This window comes from Collibacillus ludicampi, assembly GCF_023705585.1.
GTDB classification, from domain to species: domain Bacteria; phylum Bacillota; class Bacilli; order Tumebacillales; family BOQE01; genus Collibacillus; species Collibacillus ludicampi.
Genome location: NZ_BOQE01000001.1, coordinates 2907242 through 2926881, shown reverse-complemented (window position 1 = coordinate 2926881; position 19640 = coordinate 2907242). Strand labels below are relative to the sequence as shown.

The following is a 19640-nucleotide window of genomic DNA, read 5'->3' as shown; positions in this document are numbered from 1 at the left end:
TTTCAAGCTGGTTTCCCGGTGGCCGCGTTTTTGGAGCGGCGGTACGTAATGGTTTCGAGGGTAGGCTCCTCTACAGTGGGATCTGCCTCCACCTCGGCTTCGTTAAAAAGCTCAAGCTGATCGGCATTCGTTCGTTCGCTCGAAGAGCTAAACCGGCGCTGTTGGCTAAGACGAAACTGCTCCTCATACCACTTCAGTTTGGCAGTGAGTTCAGCAATTTGATTTTTCAGCAAATCGCGTTCTTTTTGGAGATCTTCAATTGTAGTAGGGGTCGGGTTCGGCGTATGATTTTTCATAATACTATTGATTTCGACAACATACCGCGAATTCCTTTTTTTAATCCCAAAGTCTAATTGGGTGTACATATCATAGAATCGTACGCGCAGTGACGGCAGGGTGAGCTTGTCGCTGTTCGAGAGATAGACCATCGAGTAGCCAACGCAACTCCCGACGACTAATTTTCAACGGTACGGCGCTCGCTTCTTCCGGCCACTGAAATTTTCCTTTCTCTAATCGGCGGTAATAGAGCCAGAAACCGTTGTGTTCCCAATGAAGAATCTTCAGTTTATCTCGCTTTCGATTGCAGAAAACGAAGAGACAGGGCGAGAAAGGGTCGAGTTCAAACTCTTCCTTGACGAGCACAGCTAACCCGTCAATCGATTTCCGTAGATCGGTGCTTCCGTAGGCCAGATATACTCGCTCTACACTAGCTTCGCTTAGCATAACGTTTGGAGTGTTCGCACGACGTCGGCCAGCAGGGCAGGATCAAAGCCAGGCTGGATCTCTACGGTTACTTGCCCTACTCTAACGAGCAAGGTGTTTCTAGACTCGTCAGTCTGCCCGTCCACTTCTACCGATATCCACTTGGATGATGGGGTCACAGCGGCTTCTTTGTGTTCAAACTTCCGGAGCCAATACCGGAACTGATGAAGCTTCAACTGATGAGCTCTACACCAAGCTGATGCACTCTGTCCGCTAGCCCGAAAAGCAGCGATCCGTACCTCCCACTCTTTTCTTAATTCTGCATGGGACATTGAAAGTTCTCCTCTCCGAATATCTTGAGGAGATTATCTCAAATACAATACGAGGTTAGTAGGTGGGAAGTATTTGACGCTTACTATCAAGCGCATGTTTGATTTCCAGTTGGTCCTCTGTCAACACATTAGCAGTCGACACTTTTTCGATATCAGACTCGTAACGGGCATTCAGATCCGATATTTTCTTCATGAGTTCATTCTTTTTTTCCCCGAGATCCGATAAATAACGATTCACTGTCACATGTTTCAGATAACAGTCATTCATCAGTTTGTACAGCTTTTTCATAAAGTTGATCCCCCTTGGTTCCGATCGCTCCCTATTGATCATCATATGATGACACCGCCTCATCTGTTTCTGTTCTCACTCAATTTTCCTCACCCGTTTTCAACCCTTGCCGTTCTTCGGTGTAAAAATTAAAAAATTTACTAATGGATGTTATATGACAAAGGTTCCTAACATTCGACAAATCGGTTTAGGGTATAATAAGAAAAAATTTAGGGAGGAATGTTCTATGAGACATCATTCTTTGCACGCGATGAAAGATTGCCCATCCTGTATGAATGCAACGGCTTATTGGTTTACATGGTGTTCGAAATGCGAGATGGTTGTCTGTTCGGATTGTGTGCATGATATTCATGCTTGCCTGGACGGACACCCATTTGGTATCCCGGCACGCGGAAAACAATATAGTAATACTCAGGGAAGATCCACAGAAATGTAAAGACCGGCAGGCCTGTTCATTCGGCATTGCCGGTCTTTTTTTGTAAGGAACCCTTTCTAAATTCATCCAGTTTATCCTCTAACAATCTGGTGATATTAAAATGCAGTAAGATGCTTTTCTGGAGGAGAAACATGGATACGATTCTTTCTACTTCACTGCGAGCTTTGATAGGTTTTCTATTTTGTTGCTTTTAACACGCATACTTGGTAAAAAACAATTAAATCAAATTACAAATTTTACATACATAACAGGAATAGCACTCGGCAATATTGCTGGAGATATGGTTGTACATAGAGATATTCAATTGATCCACGGTATCACTAGCTTAATTGTTTGGACACTATTAACTTTCTTTGTTGAATATTTAAGTCTAAAATCCTCAAGAGCAAGGGTCATCCTGGATGGAGAGCCAACGATTATCATCAAAAAAGGACAAATTTCCGAAAAGGCACTCTCTTCTGTTCGATTGAATATGGACGATTTAAGCATGCTTCTCCGAAAGAAAAATATCTTTTCCGTTCAAGATGTGGAATATGCCATCCTGGAACCGAAGAAGGTTCGACTCAAATCGGGCAATTTACGTTGGCGTTTGCCCGACATATGGCGGCTGCTTCGCGACTTGATGATTTTGATTGGCATTGATGAGACTCACCATCTCTGCAAATGCCTCCCCTTCCGAATGAGCATCGAATTCTTGCCAATCATAAGTTAAATTGGTTCCGCTATTTTCAGCTCTGACAAGATACCGATCCCCTTCATTACAAACACATATTTCCCAGTTATCTGTACGATCGACGACGCCTTCCGGGGAATACAAGTACGTTGTCATTCGGCTCATCAAAACACCTCCTCCTTTCTATCTTCCGCAACGGAAAAAACGGTTATCCCTCAAATTTCGATCATATTACGTTGAGCCTTCGAATTGGATTTCGAATCTCCTTTGAAAACTTTTTAGGATATCGTATAGTTAACATTTCATATTATCTATGATATTATATTTTCGGACGGACGTCCGAACTATAGCCGATTCGGTGTGATGCGAAATAAGCATATTGTCAGGTTCAGCAGAACAGTCTAATCTGGAGAGATTTTTGTGAAAATAAACTGATCACAAATCCCAAGTAAATGTTCTGTAATTTCGTTCCAACCTCTCATCTTCTTGATAATTGTTCGGTTTTTATGAATAAGGGGGTTTATATATGGTTCAACTTGCCAAAAACGCTCCAGTCGTTGGCAGCTTCGAAGAGTTTGTGAGAGATCCTCTCACTCTCCTGGTAAAAGCCAGAGATGTCGGTGATGTAGTTAAACTTGTTTCCGCTGAGATCGAATATCCCTATCTTGTTTCAAATCCTGATATGATTCATGAAGTCCTGATTACAAAGCATGATAGCTTTATAAAATCCAAAAATCTACAAGTGTTAAAATTGTGGGTAGGAGAAGGAATTCTCACCAGCGAAGGGGAAAGACACCGAAAAGATCGTCAGGTCATGCAACCTTTTTTCAACATGAAACATATTAGCGCTTATGCACCGACAATGGTGAAGTTTACCGAAAAGATGTTGACTCGTTGGCAAGACGGCGAGATTCGAGATATCACGAAAGAGATGATGGATGTAACATTAGAAATTATTACAGATACCATGTTCGGAACATCGGTTATCGACAAAAATGAGAACGGCCTTCGTGAACTGATCGATGAAGGGCACAGACTGATCACAGAGAAAATTCGCATGGAAGGTCACGAACCACCGGAGGAAACACAAAAGCGCAACCTCGCTTTACAACAAGGGCTTGAAAGGCTCAATCAGATTATTTACGCCATTATTGAAGAACGCCGGAATCAACCGGAAAACAAGCGCCACGATTTGTTATCCAGTTTATTGCGTACAGGTATGACCGACAAACAACTGCGCGATCAAGTGATTACGATTTTCTTGGCAGGCCATGAGACAACCGCGAATACTTTAGCATGGACGTGGTACTTGTTATCCCAACATCCGGAAGTCGAAAAGAAATTCCATGAAGAACTCCGACGCGTCCTTAACTGTCAAGCTCCTACCTATGAAAGCCTAACGGATCTCACTTATACTCGAATGATTATTCAAGAGTCTATGCGGTTGTACCCGGCAGCATGGTCCATCGGTCGTATCGCAAAGGAAGACGTCGTCATCGGGGAGTATGAATTCAAAAAAGGCGAATGGTTTATGATGAGTCAATATGCGGTACATCGAGACCCCAAATGGTATAAGAATCCTGATGAGTTCATACCGGAGCGATTTACAGGCGATTTTTTGAAGACAATACCGACTTATGCATACTTCCCATTTGGTGGGGGACCGCGCGTGTGTATCGGAAACAACTTTGCCTTAATGGAAGCAACACTTTTATTGGCAACGATTGGTCAACAATTTAAACTGGAATTGGCAGAAGGAGCAGTCGTAGAACCGGAACCGTTAATCACACTGGTTCCAAAAGGGTTACGAATGCGTGTACTCAAACGATTGTTAACTTGAATAGTAAAAGGGATGCTATTCTCAAGGCATCCCCTTTTGTAATTCGGTACTTCCTGCTAACTGAAGGAGAATCATCGTCCGTCCAACAATGGAGGAGGTGACGGTTTTGAAGGAACGAAAAACATCGGGTGTATATGAAAAGATATTGGAGGCTACTATTCGTTGTTTAGCCGAAACGGGATCGAATGCTGTCAGTCTGCGTGACATCGCGAAGCTTGCGAACGTGGCTTTGAGCCAAATTCACTATTACTTCGAGAATAAGGAAAGCCTTCTGATCGAAGCGGCATCATATGCGATTCGTAAAGGGGTAGAAGGGTTGCGCGAGGAATTGAGCAACGCTACCTCTGTAGATGAAAGAATCAAAAAGGCTAGTCATTATTTGCGATCGAATCATGTACTCGGATCCGACTGGCAAAAAGTGTACTTTGATCTTTTGGTCATATCGATTTGGAATCCAAATATGGCTAAAGCTATGAAACAACGGCAAGAAGAACTTGTGCAAGTGATTCTCGCAGAGGATATGCAAATAGGAATCCAAGATACCGGGATGGCAAGATTAGTTCTGGCCGCTTTAGACGGTTTGGCTCTACAGTTTTTTCAAGGCGCACGACGGGAAGAGATCGCGGCGGCATACGACCAACTTGAGAAAGCTTTACTAACGTTTGTATCCATACGAAATCGTTAGGAGAGAAAGCGTTTCATATCGCTGGCGGTTATCAAATCAGCCAGCGTTTATTGTTTCTTTAACAGCAAAATATCAACATTTTTGGAGGGAACGTGTGGGAATCTAACCGTCATTGTTTCAAATCGGTTAGAGGATCGACAGAGAACGATGTCGAATTTATAATTGAGAATGTTTAGTTCGAGGTGAAACAAGTATCGCTTAGAATCCAGCAGATGATACTTAATTACCTGCGTAGAAATCGATATCGGAAAGGCGAAATTTAGGTTTGTAGATTACATATGAGGGATTGAAACACGAACGAAGACAGGAGGGTTTTGGATGAAGCTTTTGGAAAGGATTTTGGAGCACAATCACCGGTTCGTCGAGGACAGGGAGTTCGAGAAATATGAGACGACAAAATATCCCGACAAGAAGCTGGTCGTCCTTTCATGCATGGACACGAGACTGACGGAGCTTCTCCCGCGGGCGATGGGGCTGAGAAACGGGGATGCGAAAATCATAAAGGACGCGGGTGCTACCGTCGTGCATCCCTTCGGAAGCGTGATGCGAAGCATTTTGGTCGCGATTTACGAGTTGGGAGCGGAAGAGGTTTGCGTCATCGGTCATCACGGGTGCGGCATGGGCAATATCGATCCGAGCAGAACTTTGGATAACATGGTAAGTCGAGGGGTTTCCGCAACGACTATACAAACGATTCAGCGCTCAGGGATTGACCTACACGCATGGCTTCGCGGCTTCGACTGCGTTGAGGACAGTGTACGTCACAGCGTCGATGTAATCAAAAACCACCCGCTGTTGATCTCGGGCATTCCCGTGCACGGGCTGGTCATCGATCCCGAGACGGGCAAGCTCGATCTGATCGTTAACGGATATACCGATCAGTAAGTCATCTTGCAAAAAAGCATGGATATTCTGCTTGAAGCATTAGGTGTTATTGGCAACTTTGAGGTTTCTCGTATGGGCAACTGGGGATACGATTGTTGAAGCTAATCCTTCCGCAACTTTAGCGTCAATGAATCGTTGAAACGCTTCAATTAAAGTAAATTTCGTGTAGATAACAGGGTTACGCTCACCTTAGCCGTACTTACGCATTTTCTTCGTTTTAATCATAATAAAAACCTCCTAACGAGTAGTTAGGAGGTTACAATAACATACGTTTTTCACCTGAATTATCGACGATTCCCTGCAAAAATCCATGTGAATCCCCGAGGAATCCTAATGTTTAAAATCCGTATCATATCAACATTTTTGGCGGGAACGTGTGGGAATCGAACCCACCTGAGACATCCCATGCCTCACACTCGGTTTTGAAGACCGGGAGGGACACCAGTACCCCATCCGTTCCCAAATTCAATGACAGGGTATAGTATAACAAAGATGGTCAATTGTTTTCAAGGACTACCCAGCTATGGTGAAGGAGACGATCAAGGACGGTTGTCGCCAATACCGGATCTCCCATAAGCTCTCCCCATTCACCAAAACTTTTGTTACTGTTCATCAAGATACTCCCTCGCTCGTAACGAACACTCACTACTTGAAAGAAGAGATTCGTAGCCAAACTGTCAAGAGGAAGATACCCAACTTAATCAATGATAAGAATTTTTGGCCTTATATACACACGTAATCGCTTGTCCAGTCAGTTTTCCGCATAGTCCTTCCTTAGATCTTCAATCATATAAGTCAAGCTCACAAAATAGACAGAAATCCCAAGTCTTATGGCTTCTATTGCTAACGCCACCGCCAAATGACTCTTTCCAACCTCGGGAGGCCCCAAGAACAAAACGTTCTCATTTCGAGTGACAAATGCCATGGTGGCCCGTTCACGGATGAGACGCTCATTGATACTGGGTTGGAAAGCAAAGTCAAACTCTTCAATTGTTTTCCTGTAAGGAAGATGAGCCAGTTTCGTTCGGACCTCCAGATTTCGCCTCTGTCGTTCTGTGATTTCTGCATCCAAAACGAATTCTTAAATCAGCATTTTCGGATTTGAGTACAAAAGCCGTTTCATTAAAACCTACTTTTTCTGCTACCTCTTGCATCTGTTTTTCGGTAAGGTCTGCTCCATCTAAAACTACTTCCGCTGGGTTCCCCATATTAGGAATACTACTGAAAGCGTCGTAATGATAAACCGTTTCTGCTTTCACAAGTACACCTCCAGCTTAATTTCTAATTATCATATACCACAACAAAATTTTAAAAATTTTCCATCCACTAAATTCGTAACTGTTTTCTTCAGCATTACTGCCCGTTAGCACAACAGGCTGCCCAACATCTGTTTAATTTGTGTATTTTTAGCTCTCGATCTCTGTTTGTTGAACAAGTAACCGAGCAAAATCAATGTTTTATTATATTTCTTTTTTATTCAGTTCTATATATTCAGGGGTTTCCATTAACCTTTCAAAAAACAGTCTTTTCGCCGATCTATAATCGTCCATATCTTTACCTTCATATTGCCTTTTCAGCTCATTTTACTGTTTCCTATCACTAGTGTTGCATAAATTATAACTGAATTTTCTGCGTTTTAATCTAATGCTATTTTAACAAAATAAGGACAGAGCACGTTAAAGGTAGCCCCGCCCATTTGGTATAATATGTATATTCTAAAAAGAAAGGGTTCCGTTACTGTCCTGTATTCTGGCATGCCGATTCATTGCTGAGATCTCTTACCTTCGCCTTTTTTTCGATGATCTATTGTACTTGAACCATTCTATGTAATCGCACCATAAGAAGGCCTTTAGACTTCGAAGCAACTCCAATAAGCTTTTGGTAGTTTGAATTTGCATCTTCATTAGAATCATCAGACAATAGGTGATCAAAGCAAGATACACTTGGTTCCAAACCGCCGTTTCGGAGAGACCATAAAACGTTTTGATTCTCAAATGTTGTTTCATCCATTTAAAAAACAATTCGATTGCCCATCGTGTACGATATATGTCACTGATCTCTTCTGCTGACAAATCAAAACAGTTGGTAATAATTCTTATGTCATTGCCCTGTGAATCCTTTGCCTCGACCAGTCGAAGTACGTGATCCATGGGCTTTTGAGGGGATCCTAGCAACACTTTTGTGTCCGCAAGGACAGGACTCTCATGAAGCACTTGAGATTCCAGAAGGTAGAACGTTGCATTGTCCTTCAAACGGGTAACAAAGCCTATTCCCCTACGGCAATAATCATCAAATTTCTTGTAATCGACATAACCACGATCAAACACATAGATGGCTTCCGAATCATCAATCAAGGAATCCATTTGTGTGATGTCATTAGGCTTCGCCGTCGTTAGACGAATCTGTTCAGGATAGACTTCATCATGATCGACAAATGCCAAGCTCACGTGGATTTTTATTCCCGCTTTGGTTTTCCGAAAGCTCGCCCAGCGGTATTTTGATAAACATAAACTGATCGTAGTTGAGTCTATGATTTTGTATGGCTTCCGCCCGGCAGGGTTAGCAGCCATGCATTGGATTTTTCCAACTAAAGAAAAAAACAGATGAGCGAGTAGATCGGTATCCACCTGACGGTGTTTCCGTGAAAGTTGCGAATAGCTGATGGAATCTAATTGCAAGAATTCTTGCATATGAGGATTCAAGATATCTGCCGCAACGGCACGTAAACTTTCACGTTTTTGCAAGATGGCGTGCAGAAATAACAGGACGTAAGATTTCGTAGTAAGCTTCTTAGCGTATTTATCTTGTTGGTTTTGATCTACTTTTTCTTGAAAATTACACTGAAAAAGTGGTTCAACCCATTTACCAAATGCCGAAAGTAGGGTATCCTTATCCTTGTCCATAAGTGTATTTCCTTTCAATGGATTTGGACAGGACTACCTGACCTCTCCATTGTAAAGGATTTTTTTATTTAAGAGATGAAAAAAATAATAGAAGAATATTCTGAATTAATTAATGCAACACTAGTGGTTTCCTATACATTGGGTTGTTTAATAAAACATCCCTAATTTTATAAAATATATCGTGTTCAGAACCGATTACAGTCAATTGAACTCCTAATGGTGGGTCAAGAGTGTCATCCTTAAAGGCTCTGAAACAATCAGTTTGTATGCTACCGTCATTAAGTTCATATAACTTAGTCAATGTTTTTACAGCATCAGGAAAACAATCAGCAGTTACGCGAACCTGAATATCCAAATCTCCTTTTGTTATAGTACCCGGAATTGCTGTACTTCCGACATGTTGAACATCTGCATCAGGTAATAACTCTTTGATTCGTTCTTTTTGTTGTTTGAAAAGAATTTCAAGATCAAGTCCATATTTGTGTGTAAAATCTTTCGATCATATGTAGCCTAGCGAATATGAGTGATCCATTTATTTATTTAAATTTATTTCTTTTTTAAAAAAATTTCTGTATCATCAAATGAACTCCATATACTACTGAGAATTAAAATAATAGTATGATAATAAAAGCAATAATTTGAAAGATGAGAGTTCCCCATTGAATCTCCATAATTTTTTTCTCATTAGAGTATTAATAAAAGACCGGTCATTTTTCGGGCATTCATCAATCCTCCTATCGTTCAATTTATTCTATAAGTAAGCGTAAGTAAGCGTAAAATAATCCCCACCATTTGAAGAGATGGGGATTTTCGTATGATTTACGTATTCTTTTTTATAGCCCGGCAGGTAAGCGGTAGGCTTTCTGACCAAGGGAGAAGCTGATCTAAGGAATCTTTGTCTTTCATATCTAGGTTAGGTAGTTTCTCAAAGAGATAGGTAAGATAGAAATAGGGATGTAATCCATTTTCTTTCGCTGTCTCTATGATACTGTAAATGATCGCACTCGCCTTTGCACCACGCGGGGTATTGGAGAACAACCAGTTTTTGCGACCGATCACAAACGGTTTGATCGCGCGTTCACTTCGGTTGTTATCGATCTCCAATCGCCCATCTTGTAAAAACGCCTCTAATTTTTCCCACTGGTTCAGACAATACAAGATTGCCTGACCGAACGCACTTTTGGGCAACACTTTCGGTTTCTGGGTACGTAGCCATGCCAAAAAAGCATCCAACACAGGGCGGCTGCGTTCTTGACGGATTTGGTAACGTTCCTCAGGCGTGCACTCCTTTAAGTCCCGTTCAATCGCAAAGAGTTGATTGCAGAAATTGAGTCCCTCTTTGGCTGCTACCGGTGACGAGCGCTTCGATTCAGGCAGCGCCTTGAGTGCCTCATCGAATTTGCGCCGGGCGTGAGCCCAACAACCGACCAGGGTCACATCCGGTATCCCATGGTAACCCGCATAGCCATCGACGTGCAGGTACCCTTTGAAACCGGAAAGAAACTGACGCGGGTGTTTGCTCGCCCGTGTCGTCTGGTAGTCATAGAGGATGATGGCCGGACCTTCTCTCCCGGTGCGGTACAGCCATAGATAAGAAGTCGTCTGTGCGGCCCGACCCGGTTCGCGGAGCACTTGTAAGGTCGTCTCGTCTGCGTGCAGAATGTCCTGCTTGAGTAAGTGCTCGCGCATGCGATCATAGAGCAGACTCAACCAGGTATTCGCTCCGTAGAGGATCCAGTTGGCCAGGGTCTGACGAGACAACTCAATCCCCAGGCTTGCAAACTGTTGCTCTTGTCGGTAGAGAGGCATGCTCTCCACATATTTTTGACTCATGATATAGGCCATACTGGAAGAAGAAGCCAAACTCCCCGGAAAGACGGGGGCAGGCATAGAGGCTGTGACTATCGGCGTACTTGTCTCCTCACGCTCACAACGGCGGCAGGAGTAGACGTAACGGACATGCTTGACCACTTTGACTTCGGCCGGAATAATCTTCAGCTCTTGCCGTATCTCCGTGCTCATTTCATGCAAAGAACCACCGCAACACGAACAAACCTGCTCCTCAGATGGCAGGCGATACTCGATCGTCTCCACAGGCAGGTTTTCAAGCTGGGTTTCCCGGTGGCCGCGTTTTTTCGAACGGCGATACGTAATGGTTTCGAGGGTAGGCTCCTCTACAGTGGGATCGGCCTCCACCTCGGCTTCATTAAAAAGCTCAAGCTGATCGGCATTCGTTCGTTCGCTCGAAGAGCCAAACCGGCGCTGTTGGCTAAGACGAAACTGCTCCTCATACCACTTCAGTTTGGCAGTGAGTTCAGCAATTTGATTTTTCAGCAGATCGCGTTCTTTTTGGAGATCTTCAATTGTAGTAGGGGTCGGGTTCGGCGTATGATTTTTCATAATACTATTGATTTCGACAACATACCGCGAATTCCTTTTTTTAATCCCAAAGTCTAATTGGGTGTACATATCATAGAATCGTACGCGCAGTGACGGCAGGGTGAGCTTGTCGCTGTTCGAGAGATAGACCATCGAGTAGCCAACGCAACTCCCGACGACTAATTTTCAACGGTACGGCGCTCGCTTCTTCCGGCCACTGAAATTTTCCTTTCTCTAATCGGCGGTAATAGAGCCAGAAACCGTTGTGTTCCCAATGAAGAATCTTCAGTTTATCTCGCTTTCGATTGCAGAAAACGAAGAGACAGGGCGAGAAAGGGTCGAGTTCAAACTCTTCCTTGACGAGCACAGCTAACCCGTCAATCGATTTCCGTAGATCGGTGCTTCCGCAGGCCAGATACACTCGCTCTACGCTAGCTTCGCTTAGCATAACGTTTGGAGTGTTCGCACGACGTCTGCCAGCAGCGCGGGATCAAAGCCAGGCTGGATCTCTACGGTTGCTTGCCCTACTCTAACGAGCAAGGTGTTTCTAGACTCGTCAGGCTGCCCGTCCACTTCTACCGATATCCATTTGGATGATGGGGTCACAACGGCTTCTTTGTGTTCAATCTTCCGGAGCCAGTACCGGAACTGATGAAGCTTCAACTGATGAGCTCTACACCATGCTGATGCGCTCTGTCCGCTAGCCCGAAAAGCAGCGATCCGTACCTCCCACTCTTTTCTTAATTCTGCATGGGACATTGAAAGTTCTCCTCTCCGAATATCTTGAGGAGATTATCTCAAATACAATACGAGGTTAGTAGGTGGGAAGTATTTGACGCTTACGAAAAAAGGATCCATGTGGGTATATCCCTGTAATCCCTTGATACATAAGGCTTCTCGGGCTTTTTACGAATCTGACAAAAGTACATTGTGTAAGATTAATTGAAACATGATCAACCAAACATTTTGTGTTTTCAAAAATACAAATATCCGAACGTATTTAATACTTTATTTCACTAAATACAATGGTCAAGCAAAAACATCATCAGAAAGAAAGGATGGGGGGATTTTCATTTGAGGAGTGGGGACGCCTCGCCGATCACATGTCGCACCCGTAAGCAAAAAAACTGTCAAAATCCCCCCCCTAAAAGGAGAAGCTCTAATAAATCATAATACTGTACTAAAGGAAATACTGTCAGCGGTCGGGGTTTTCCGATAGTGACGTTTTCGAACGCTTCATTCGGTGGTACGCACGCCTACAATGCTCTTCCCAATACCAATTGGCTCAACGCAAAGTTTCGGCATAAAAAATCAATCCGATTTGTTCCTATTTCGCATATTAATCACGATGTTTAAACGAACTATTTTTTACACGAATTTAGGTATTTGATGACGAACTTTTTGAAAATGCCCAAATAGGAGCAGAATCAATATCTTTAAATCTTGATTCATTATCCTTTTTCCAAAACTCTCTAAACTTAAAATTCCTCTTTAATTGCTTTCCATTTATATAAAAGCTCATATCCACTAGATAAGCAGTAAACATTTCTTTTTTTCTATTTTCTGATGATACAGAGTCCTTGATTATATGTAGGTATCTTGAATTAACTAGGTTTCTTAGAAGTGCTTCATCATGTTCTAATAGCGAATGTGGATATAAGAAAACATTGGTATTCAATTTATCAACTATCTCGGATTTAATTTTACTTTTTGCCTCTTCTATCAATTCGGGAGTAATATCGGTATCTACTTCGATATTTTCGTCTTTATCCTTTCTAAATTCGTTTACTACAGAGTAAATTTCTACTTTACCAACAGTTTCTTTTGAGTTAATTTTTGCGATTTCAATAACATCTCTAAACATCAGTAAAAAATCTCTAGGTACTCCGCCAGATGCCACTATCAGGTACAATAAAGTCTCATCAGAACTAAATAATTGTTCAATTTCTCTAGTTTGCAAGTGTAGTTCTTGTTTTATAGAACATATAATCTCCAATAAATATTGCTTAAGACTATCTAGTTCAGATAAGTTTCTATCTAGATTTATAGTAGAAAAGTCATCTTTGGGAGATAATATCTCATCTCCTTCATAATTTAGCTTTAATCTATTTGGTAGAGTACAAATCTTAAATGAGAATGCAGAGCCCTTACAGTTCTTATAAACATCATGGAGGAAATGAATTATTCTTGGATGTTTTTCAATGGGAATTTGATAAAAATCATCTAGAAATAATGTTATATTTTTATTAGATATTTCTCTATATTCAGTAAACAATTGAGAAAGATTATCAACTATATCATTAAGTATCAAATCCTTTTTTATCGTTCGTATATCTTCTGATGTAACTTCAGTTTTTTCCTCATCAGTAAGTAGTTTCGAAGATGAATTTGAAACATTTAGCAAAATACTATTAATACTATTAAGTTTTATTCCGATTTTTTGGTACTTGAAGTCTAAATGTCCTTCTAATTGGTTTTTACTTTCTAATTTAGAACCAGTCTCTTTTTTTGATTCCGATTTATTGCTGTTACTTTGCTTATAGTTAACCTTATATGTTATTTCATTAGGATGATTTTTAATCTCATCTAAAATTGACAGCATTTCGCGTACAGTATGTAAAAAAAGCTCACATCTGTTAATCTTCCTTTGTTCTTCATCGTTTTTCTTTTTGCCAAATGTAAAACGTTTTCTTATTAAAAGAGGTTCATAACATTCTGATTCAATATACTGGTGAGCTGCTTCTAAGATTTTATTTAATATATAAATAATAATATTATTCTGGTCTTGTTTTCTAATTGATTGACAATCTATAGCAATACAAAGGTCACTTGAGTTAAGTTCCTTTTTAGCAGCTAGTAAAAGAGTAGTCTTTCCACAGCCTCTTCTACCACTAATGATATTATTATTATGTATTTTTATTTTTGCAAGATGATTTCTAGGGTCTATATAATGAATGTCGCTCTCATCCATATCCATAATCTTTCTTCTTCTAATTTTCTCAATCTCTTCCAAAAGCAACTCCATTTCTCGCGAATTTATTTTCATGTTAACCTCCTAATACTAAAAGTCGTAATCAATTTTAACATATTTGTTAGATAAATATAAAGAGCATTTGTAATAATAGGAACAATGAGTTTTCATTCGTAAATACTGGAAAGATGGATAATTTCTGGCTATTTCCTAGTATACGCAAAAAATTCAACTTCAAAAAACACCTAGATTAGTATAAAATAAGGCTTTAGGAACGCACTCAGACTCGTCCAAAAACGAGCTAATATAGGTGTTATAGCGACTGTGGAATGTCTTGTGTGACGTGGTGAAACGTGTGTGGTCTTCCCTCCCGGTCTTCAAAACCGAGTGTGCGGCACGGGGTGTCGCAGGTGGGTTCGATTCCCACACGTTCCCGCCAAATCTGAAAAGCTTTGAGCCGTAAGGGCTCAGGGCTTTTTTGTTGATTCCGATATCGTGTTTGAAACCGCTCGAATTGAGAGTGAATCCATAAAACTTCTAACAAATTTCTAACCTTTACTATGCTAAAGTGTTTTTCATCATACTCGGCGGCGGTGCCATCTTCGCCATAAACGGCGTCACCGTCTGGCCGCAGCGCGTAACACGTTAATGGCGTGACGTGAAAACGTGGTGTGCGCATTGCCTCCTCCACTTCAAACGGTGCGATATCCTCAGCAAGATCACGGTACGTCGGGCCCCGGCCCTAAAAAGGGTATACGGGGCTTTTTCATACGTGACTCTTTGAACTACGACCCGTTGTACGACGACGACCCGTTGTACGACGACGACCCGTTGTACGACGGCGACCCGTTGTACGGCGACGACCCGTTGTACGGCGACGACCCGTTGTGCGTCGGCGACCCGTTGTACGACGGCGACCCGTTGTACGGCGACGACCCGTTGTGCGTCGGCGACCTGTTGTGCGTCGGCGACCTGTTGTGCGTCGGCGACCTGTTGTACGGCGACGACCCGTTGTGCGTCGGCGACCTGTTGTGCGTCGGCGACCTGTTGTGCGTCGGCGACCTGTTGTACGGCGACGACCCGTTGTGCGACGCCCTGTGGTTCTAAAGAATTGTTCTGCGATGTCTAGTAGTCCGTCGACTATGGTCCTAATGAACTGTTGTGCGATGTCTTGTCGTCGACGACTCGTCGTGCGACGGCCCGTTGTGCGACGTTCGGTAGTTCTTCGCGCCATCTAAACTCACTCCTTGATAATAGAAAATTCAAGAGACAATCAAATGGAATGGTACAAATTATATAGTTCATAAAACAATTTTTTCTTGATCGTTTTAAGGAAGGAAAAAACCTTCCTGCAAAGAATGTATCGTAAAGTCTCAAATGCCTTATAAAATCTGGTTTTTCAGTCGTACCCTAGCAAGTAAGTAAAGCTTCAAGGGAACTAATGTAAAACGCAGACTGTGCTAGGGGTTTACGCTATGTTCTGCTGTATTACCTTGCTCACGGTTAAGGAAACCCAAAAAATTATTTGATTCATAATACCATCGAACGGTTTTTGGTTCAGAAAAATCTGATAAAATAAGATTTTTCGGGCATCTTTTGCGACACATTTGATATCGAGTTATAAGTAGTTGTGACCACTCGTGTGACCAAGTACGTTTCAAGAGTTTTTCATCATACTCGGCGGCGGCGCCAACTTCGCCATAAACGGCGTCACTGTCTGGCCGCCGGCGCGTATCACGTAAGTTCTGACCAGCAGATCACACAAATCTATTGATGTCTAGAGTATTTTGTCTATACCACAAATCGTTTCGGTTCATAAGATAAAAAGTATGTTTGAAACGATCTGTGAGGTGACGATAATGGTGAAGCATAAAATGCAAAAACAAGGCGTGAATAGGAAATCAAATGCAATAGCGAAAGACGAAAACGCAGAACTTGTTTTTGCACCTATGGGACCAGGTATGTTTAGACCAGGCTTGATGAGGCCAGGTATGATGGGGCTAGGTATGGTGGGACCAGGTATGATGGGGCTAGGTATGGTGGGACCAGGTATGGTGGGACCAGGTATGATGGGACCAGGTATGATGGGACCAGGTATGATGGGACCAGGTATGGTGGGACCAGGTATGATGGGACCAGGTATGATGGGACCAGGTATGGTGGGGCCAGGTATGGTGGGACCAGGTATGGTGGGACCAGGCTTTGGTGGCGGCCGTATGTTCTTCTAAGCTGTAAAAAAGTTAGCTGTACCATCGCTTATTAGCCGCAAAGGATTATGTGATATTCCCTGAAATAAAGTTTGTATACAATATTTATGATCTTGAAGCATTACCTGCATATGCACAATCATTATCTTGGATAAGGAAAATTATTCGCAATTTTTATAACATTAATAAAAGATGTAAAAATCAGAGAAAAATCTTGATCACCCCTGTTATCACGCTTGGGTTTTCGTTTTCACCAACACAGCGCGTTTCGAACAGTGAGAAATCGCGAGTCACTGTGGCTCGATTGGGAGAAAAAACAATAAACCGCCCCGAGTGACGAGGCGGTTCATTGTTTTTATTTCAAGTCCGTAAAATTCGAATGATCGTTCCACATGCGTTCAAATTGATCCTCCCACTGTTTAGCCATCTCAGGATCGTGGATAACGACTAGCACTTCATCATTTGTTGTGCTGGCAGCGGTTGTGTAGTTGAACGATCCTGTGGTCACGACTGACTTATCTGCAATGGTTACTTTCAGGTGCATTAATCCTTTGTGCGTATTTTCTTTGATTGGGATCCCCTTCTCGCGGAGCATCTTCAATTCCTGTGCTTGGAATTTATTCTGTGCCTCTTGTTGATCCGTGATGATACGTACTTGTACGCCGCGCTCATGCGCCTTCTCGATCGCTTTCACGATGTCTGGCTGGGTCAGACTGTAGATTGCAATATCAAGGTTAGACTTTGCTCCATTGATCACTTCAATGAGTTTTTTCTCCGGATGTTGTTGAGCTTGCGTAAATGCCCATTCCACTTGTGATTTCTCGGACGTTATCGCGGTGTTTTCACTCACGCCGACACTTTTTGTTGCACTACAACCTGTCAAAAGCGAGATAGCCAAAAAAGGAATAAGTAGCTTTGTCTTATGCATGTTAAACCCTCCACTTCCAATATAAACACATTTCATTTTAGAATTGGATGAAGTTACTATGCAATCGTATATGTAATAGCTGGCGATGCTATAGCCGCGATCATTAACCACCGGAAAAAATCCTCCCAATACCACACGGAAGAGGTCAAGAATCCCAAAGCAGAGTCGAGGGCGTATGCCCTCTTACCGTCATCTTGCGTTTATCATACCTTCTTTATTCACCAGTGTTAAAGCGTGGGAATACGATCGTTCCTAGCTAGCACATCCTAGGGAGATTCAAAGCACTCATGTCCAATCAGTAATGGACCTATGCCCGCTCCGCTATCGTATGCTATAATCATGAGGGATTCGATTTCTTTGATCGACTTTCCGATATCAAGTTCTCTCACAGATACACTCATGACGAAACAGCTTTTCTGAAAAGTGTATGATCTTATAGCAAACTGCAAATCACAAGGATCTTCAATAACGGGATTCAATTTCTACAGAAGTTTAAGATTTATGTTCATCCGAGATGCGTGAACACCATCGTTAAATTGAGTAACTATGTGTGGGCTACATAAAAACAGCAACGCCGGTAAAGTAACATTAAAACTAAAATGAGGATAGCCTGGCTTCCCTATCAAAAAATGTTGGAGGAATTAGACGAAGAGGACACGGGGGCATCTGGCGAAGGTAACAGGCAACGCGTGTATGCTCCCTGCCACCCAATGCGGTCCTACCGAATTTTTCGAACCTTTCCGAGGGAAAAATTTTTTCAAGTGATTTTGATACCCATCTAGGAATTTGGGTATATCCTGTCAAACGGTGTTTCCACATCAATCGGATCATCATAATGGAGACAATCTATGCAGCCCCTTACTTTGCCAACACACGATATCTTCGATAATGTTTCGACCAAGATCCATCCCCTGTGCACCGAGCAAAAACATTAGATCACCGTCATTGGCTTGCGACCATGCATACTCTATGCTTTCCTGGAGAAACGGTCTAAAAACAAAAGGAATGTTCCGCAACTGCAGCTCATGTAAAAAAGCTACCTTTTCAGCAAAACTGACTTTGTCATTCTCACCGACAACCTCCTCACTCGTAGTAACGACTACATGGATAGACCGTCTCAATTGATTTTCTTCACACCACTCGGCGAGTACCTGCCCATTCTGACGATTGACCTCGACACTTCGATTCCCACGTATCGCAAAGACAATGATAACTTTGCCGCAATGATTCATGTCAAAAGTTTTTAAAACGGAATGGATGCTCCCCGGATTCATGGCTGTGTCATCCACAATTTGAACACCTTGGCGTTCGAAAAACTCCATTCGTCTCGCAGGAGTGCTGTAGTTTCTCAATCCTTGAACGATAATTTCCCCAGGTATGTTGGTCAGTAATGCTGCCGCAAGTACACTCACGGCATTGTTCACATTATGTTCTCCGGGAATGGGCAGCTCAATCACATCTGGCAATGATGCGGAGATCAACTGCCTCATTCGCGAACTGTATAAAACGTTGAACCGTAACCTTTCCCCCGTCCAAAAGGGATTACTGGCAAAAACATCAGCCTGAGGATTTTTAGAAGACGTCGTCAGGCTCATGGCAGGATTTAAAGAGCACAGGTGCCTCCCATGCACATCATCTATGTTAATGATTCTCCAACAAAACGGCGGAAGTGTTTCGAAAAAACGATATTTGGTTGCAATGTAGTTTTTCATGGAACGATGAAAGTCAAGATGATCGGCAGTGATGTTTGTGAAAATGGCAACCCGAAACGGGACACAATCCACCCTGTTCATGGCGAAACCTTGCGCTGACACTTCTATCACAGCCACTGTGGAACCACAGTCAATCATCTGTTTGAACATTCGGTGCAAATCGCATGATTCCGGCGTCGTCAGTGAAGACGGGACGATCTCATTGCCTATCCTGTTGTAGACGGTACCTATAAGACCGGATGAAATCGCGCTGTGTTGATAAATGGAATCAAGCATGTGGGCGATCGTCGTCTTTCCATTGCTTCCTGTAATACCTATAACAAATAGTTTTTCTGCGGCTTTATCATATACCACATCAGATAGTTTTGGTAAAATTCTACGTGTGTTCGGGACGATTACGCAAGGTACGAAACTCTGTACAGGTTCTTCGGTAACCACAAGCGACGCCCCGCGTTTGATAGCATCTTCGATATACCTGTGCCCATCCGTTTTTTTGCCGCGCAGGGCAACGAAGATAAAATTATCCTGCACCTTTCTTGAATTATGAGTGATTCCCGAAAAAGTAAAGCTTTTATTTTGTATGCCTTCCAACAGTTCCTGCAAGCTCAACGTTAAAGCTGACATGGTACCTGCCCACTCTCCCTCCTATTCTCATCTAAAATTTATGGGCGAAATACCCGATCGGTTACTAAAAAGAT

The 19640-nt window shown here is 42.5% G+C and carries 18 protein-coding genes, 2 tRNA genes and 3 pseudogenes; 7 read left to right on the top strand and 16 right to left on the bottom strand.

All coding sequences use genetic code 11. The features are described from left to right. Positions 1–2 precede the first annotated feature (2 nt). The 4 genes from DNHGIG_RS21200 to DNHGIG_RS14805 are packed head-to-tail and all read right to left on the bottom strand — an operon-like array spanning position 3 to position 1323. Positions 3–365, bottom strand: a complete 363-nt coding sequence (locus tag DNHGIG_RS21200; RefSeq protein WP_439647743.1) for an IS66 family transposase — start codon at positions 363–365, stop codon at positions 3–5. Position 366: 1 nt separating this feature from the next. After that, the gene (gene tnpB, locus DNHGIG_RS14815; protein ID WP_282200313.1) at positions 367–723 is read right to left on the bottom strand and encodes an IS66 family insertion sequence element accessory protein TnpB; all 357 of its coding nucleotides are present in this window, start codon (positions 721–723) and stop codon (positions 367–369) included. Continuing rightward, positions 717–1034, bottom strand: a complete 318-nt coding sequence (gene tnpA / locus DNHGIG_RS14810) for an IS66 family insertion sequence element accessory protein TnpA (RefSeq protein WP_282200312.1) — start codon at positions 1032–1034, stop codon at positions 717–719. The genes tnpB (DNHGIG_RS14815) and tnpA (DNHGIG_RS14810) overlap by 7 nt, the downstream gene beginning before the upstream one ends. A gap of 55 nt (positions 1035–1089) precedes the next feature. Further along, positions 1090–1323 (bottom strand): hypothetical protein, encoded by a 234-nt coding sequence (locus DNHGIG_RS14805; protein ID WP_282200311.1) that lies wholly within the window; start codon positions 1321–1323, stop codon positions 1090–1092. Between the two features lie 617 nt (positions 1324–1940). Here DNHGIG_RS14805 and DNHGIG_RS14800 point away from each other — a divergent pair. Then, positions 1941–2249, top strand: a pseudogene (locus DNHGIG_RS14800) (DUF421 domain-containing protein); the annotation flags it as partial. A gap of 87 nt (positions 2250–2336) precedes the next feature. Here the strand turns inward: DNHGIG_RS14800 and DNHGIG_RS14795 are convergent. Then, positions 2337–2597, bottom strand: a complete 261-nt coding sequence (locus DNHGIG_RS14795; protein ID WP_282201493.1) for a hypothetical protein — start codon at positions 2595–2597, stop codon at positions 2337–2339. 361 nt (positions 2598–2958) lie between these two features. Between DNHGIG_RS14795 and DNHGIG_RS14790 the strand changes: the two genes are divergently transcribed. The 3 genes from DNHGIG_RS14790 (at position 2959) to DNHGIG_RS14780 (ending at position 5842) form a co-directional block, all read left to right on the top strand. After that, entirely contained in the window at positions 2959–4272 is a 1314-nt protein-coding gene (locus DNHGIG_RS14790; protein WP_282200310.1) for a cytochrome P450, read from the top strand. Positions 4273–4378: 106 nt separating this feature from the next. After that, positions 4379–4957: a TetR/AcrR family transcriptional regulator gene (locus tag DNHGIG_RS14785; RefSeq protein ID WP_282200309.1), complete on the top strand. Its 579-nt coding sequence runs from the start codon at positions 4379–4381 to the stop codon at positions 4955–4957. 318 nt (positions 4958–5275) lie between these two features. Next, positions 5276–5842 (top strand): beta-class carbonic anhydrase, encoded by a 567-nt coding sequence (locus DNHGIG_RS14780; protein WP_282200308.1) that lies wholly within the window; start codon positions 5276–5278, stop codon positions 5840–5842. A gap of 364 nt (positions 5843–6206) precedes the next feature. Here the strand turns inward: DNHGIG_RS14780 and DNHGIG_RS14775 are convergent. From DNHGIG_RS14775 to DNHGIG_RS14735, 9 genes and pseudogenes are all read right to left on the bottom strand, one after another. Next, positions 6207–6303 (bottom strand) — tRNA-Sec (locus tag DNHGIG_RS14775). A 35-nt stretch (positions 6304–6338) separates the two neighbouring features. Next, positions 6339–6917: pseudogene (istB, locus tag DNHGIG_RS14770) on the bottom strand (IS21-like element helper ATPase IstB); the annotation flags it as partial. Next, positions 6898–7101 (bottom strand): annotated as a pseudogene (locus DNHGIG_RS14765) (PhzF family phenazine biosynthesis protein); the annotation flags it as partial. The pseudogenes DNHGIG_RS14765 and istB, both read right to left, overlap by 20 nt. A 519-nt stretch (positions 7102–7620) precedes the next feature. Beyond that, entirely contained in the window at positions 7621–8745 is a 1125-nt protein-coding gene (locus DNHGIG_RS14760) for an IS4 family transposase (protein ID WP_282197990.1), read from the bottom strand. Between the two features lie 109 nt (positions 8746–8854). Then, a complete protein-coding gene (locus DNHGIG_RS14755; protein WP_282201437.1) occupies positions 8855–9205 on the bottom strand; it encodes a GrpB family protein in 351 nt (116 codons plus the stop codon). Positions 9206–9564: 359 nt separating this feature from the next. Further along, complete coding sequence (gene tnpC, locus DNHGIG_RS14750) at positions 9565–11145, bottom strand: IS66 family transposase (RefSeq protein ID WP_282201436.1); 1581 nt, start codon at positions 11143–11145, stop codon at positions 9565–9567. A 70-nt stretch (positions 11146–11215) separates the two neighbouring features. Next, positions 11216–11572, bottom strand: a complete 357-nt coding sequence (gene tnpB / locus DNHGIG_RS14745; protein WP_282199615.1) for an IS66 family insertion sequence element accessory protein TnpB — start codon at positions 11570–11572, stop codon at positions 11216–11218. Further along, positions 11566–11883: an IS66 family insertion sequence element accessory protein TnpA gene (gene tnpA / locus DNHGIG_RS14740; RefSeq protein WP_282199616.1), complete on the bottom strand. Its 318-nt coding sequence runs from the start codon at positions 11881–11883 to the stop codon at positions 11566–11568. The genes tnpB (DNHGIG_RS14745) and tnpA (DNHGIG_RS14740) overlap by 7 nt, the downstream gene beginning before the upstream one ends. A 619-nt stretch (positions 11884–12502) precedes the next feature. Next, positions 12503–14170 (bottom strand): P-loop NTPase family protein, encoded by a 1668-nt coding sequence (locus tag DNHGIG_RS14735; RefSeq protein ID WP_282200307.1) that lies wholly within the window; start codon positions 14168–14170, stop codon positions 12503–12505. 272 nt (positions 14171–14442) lie between these two features. On the opposite strand from DNHGIG_RS14735, the gene DNHGIG_RS14730 reads away from it, so the two are divergent. From DNHGIG_RS14730 to DNHGIG_RS14720, 3 genes are all read left to right on the top strand, one after another. Continuing rightward, positions 14443–14534, top strand: a tRNA-Sec gene (locus DNHGIG_RS14730). A gap of 341 nt (positions 14535–14875) precedes the next feature. Beyond that, entirely contained in the window at positions 14876–15202 is a 327-nt protein-coding gene (locus tag DNHGIG_RS14725) for a hypothetical protein (RefSeq protein ID WP_282200306.1), read from the top strand. 752 nt (positions 15203–15954) lie between these two features. Beyond that, positions 15955–16323, top strand: coding sequence for a hypothetical protein (locus DNHGIG_RS14720; RefSeq protein WP_282200305.1), 369 nt, complete (start codon positions 15955–15957; stop codon positions 16321–16323). 334 nt (positions 16324–16657) lie between these two features. Here DNHGIG_RS14720 and DNHGIG_RS14715 read toward each other — a convergent pair whose 3' ends face one another. Together DNHGIG_RS14715 and DNHGIG_RS14710 are read right to left on the bottom strand one after the other, a co-directional pair. Continuing rightward, complete coding sequence (locus tag DNHGIG_RS14715) at positions 16658–17230, bottom strand: phospholipase D family nuclease (protein WP_282200304.1); 573 nt, start codon at positions 17228–17230, stop codon at positions 16658–16660. An 830-nt stretch (positions 17231–18060) separates the two neighbouring features. After that, positions 18061–19566 carry a Mur ligase family protein gene (locus DNHGIG_RS14710; RefSeq protein ID WP_282200303.1) on the bottom strand — a complete coding sequence of 502 codons (1506 nt, stop codon included), beginning with the start codon at positions 19564–19566 and terminating at the stop codon, positions 18061–18063. Positions 19567–19640: the final 74 nt, after the last annotated feature.

Bases quoted from the DNA above. Each gene is read 5' to 3' on its own strand.
- tnpC (WP_282201436.1), bottom strand. From the start codon at position 11,145: ATGAAAAATCATACGCCGAACCCGACCCCTACTACAATTGAAGATCTC.
- tnpB (WP_282200313.1), bottom strand. From the start codon at position 723: ATGCTAAGCGAAGCTAGTGTAGAGCGAGTATATCTGGCCTACGGAAGC.
- DNHGIG_RS14780 (WP_282200308.1), top strand. From the start codon at position 5,276: ATGAAGCTTTTGGAAAGGATTTTGGAGCACAATCACCGGTTCGTCGAG.
- DNHGIG_RS14790 (WP_282200310.1), top strand. From the start codon at position 2,959: ATGGTTCAACTTGCCAAAAACGCTCCAGTCGTTGGCAGCTTCGAAGAG.
- tnpA (WP_282200312.1), bottom strand. From the start codon at position 1,034: ATGTCCCATGCAGAATTAAGAAAAGAGTGGGAGGTACGGATCGCTGCT.
- DNHGIG_RS14735 (WP_282200307.1), bottom strand. From the start codon at position 14,170: ATGAAAATAAATTCGCGAGAAATGGAGTTGCTTTTGGAAGAGATTGAG.
- DNHGIG_RS14715 (WP_282200304.1), bottom strand. From the start codon at position 17,230: ATGCATAAGACAAAGCTACTTATTCCTTTTTTGGCTATCTCGCTTTTG.
- tnpB (WP_282199615.1), bottom strand. From the start codon at position 11,572: ATGCTAAGCGAAGCTAGCGTAGAGCGAGTGTATCTGGCCTGCGGAAGC.
- DNHGIG_RS14760 (WP_282197990.1), bottom strand. From the start codon at position 8,745: ATGGACAAGGATAAGGATACCCTACTTTCGGCATTTGGTAAATGGGTT.
- tnpA (WP_282199616.1), bottom strand. From the start codon at position 11,883: ATGTCCCATGCAGAATTAAGAAAAGAGTGGGAGGTACGGATCGCTGCT.
- DNHGIG_RS14795 (WP_282201493.1), bottom strand. From the start codon at position 2,597: ATGAGCCGAATGACAACGTACTTGTATTCCCCGGAAGGCGTCGTCGAT.
- DNHGIG_RS14805 (WP_282200311.1), bottom strand. From the start codon at position 1,323: ATGAAAAAGCTGTACAAACTGATGAATGACTGTTATCTGAAACATGTG.
- DNHGIG_RS21200 (WP_439647743.1), bottom strand. From the start codon at position 365: ATGTACACCCAATTAGACTTTGGGATTAAAAAAAGGAATTCGCGGTAT.
- DNHGIG_RS14710 (WP_282200303.1), bottom strand. From the start codon at position 19,566: ATGTCAGCTTTAACGTTGAGCTTGCAGGAACTGTTGGAAGGCATACAA.
- DNHGIG_RS14720 (WP_282200305.1), top strand. From the start codon at position 15,955: ATGGTGAAGCATAAAATGCAAAAACAAGGCGTGAATAGGAAATCAAAT.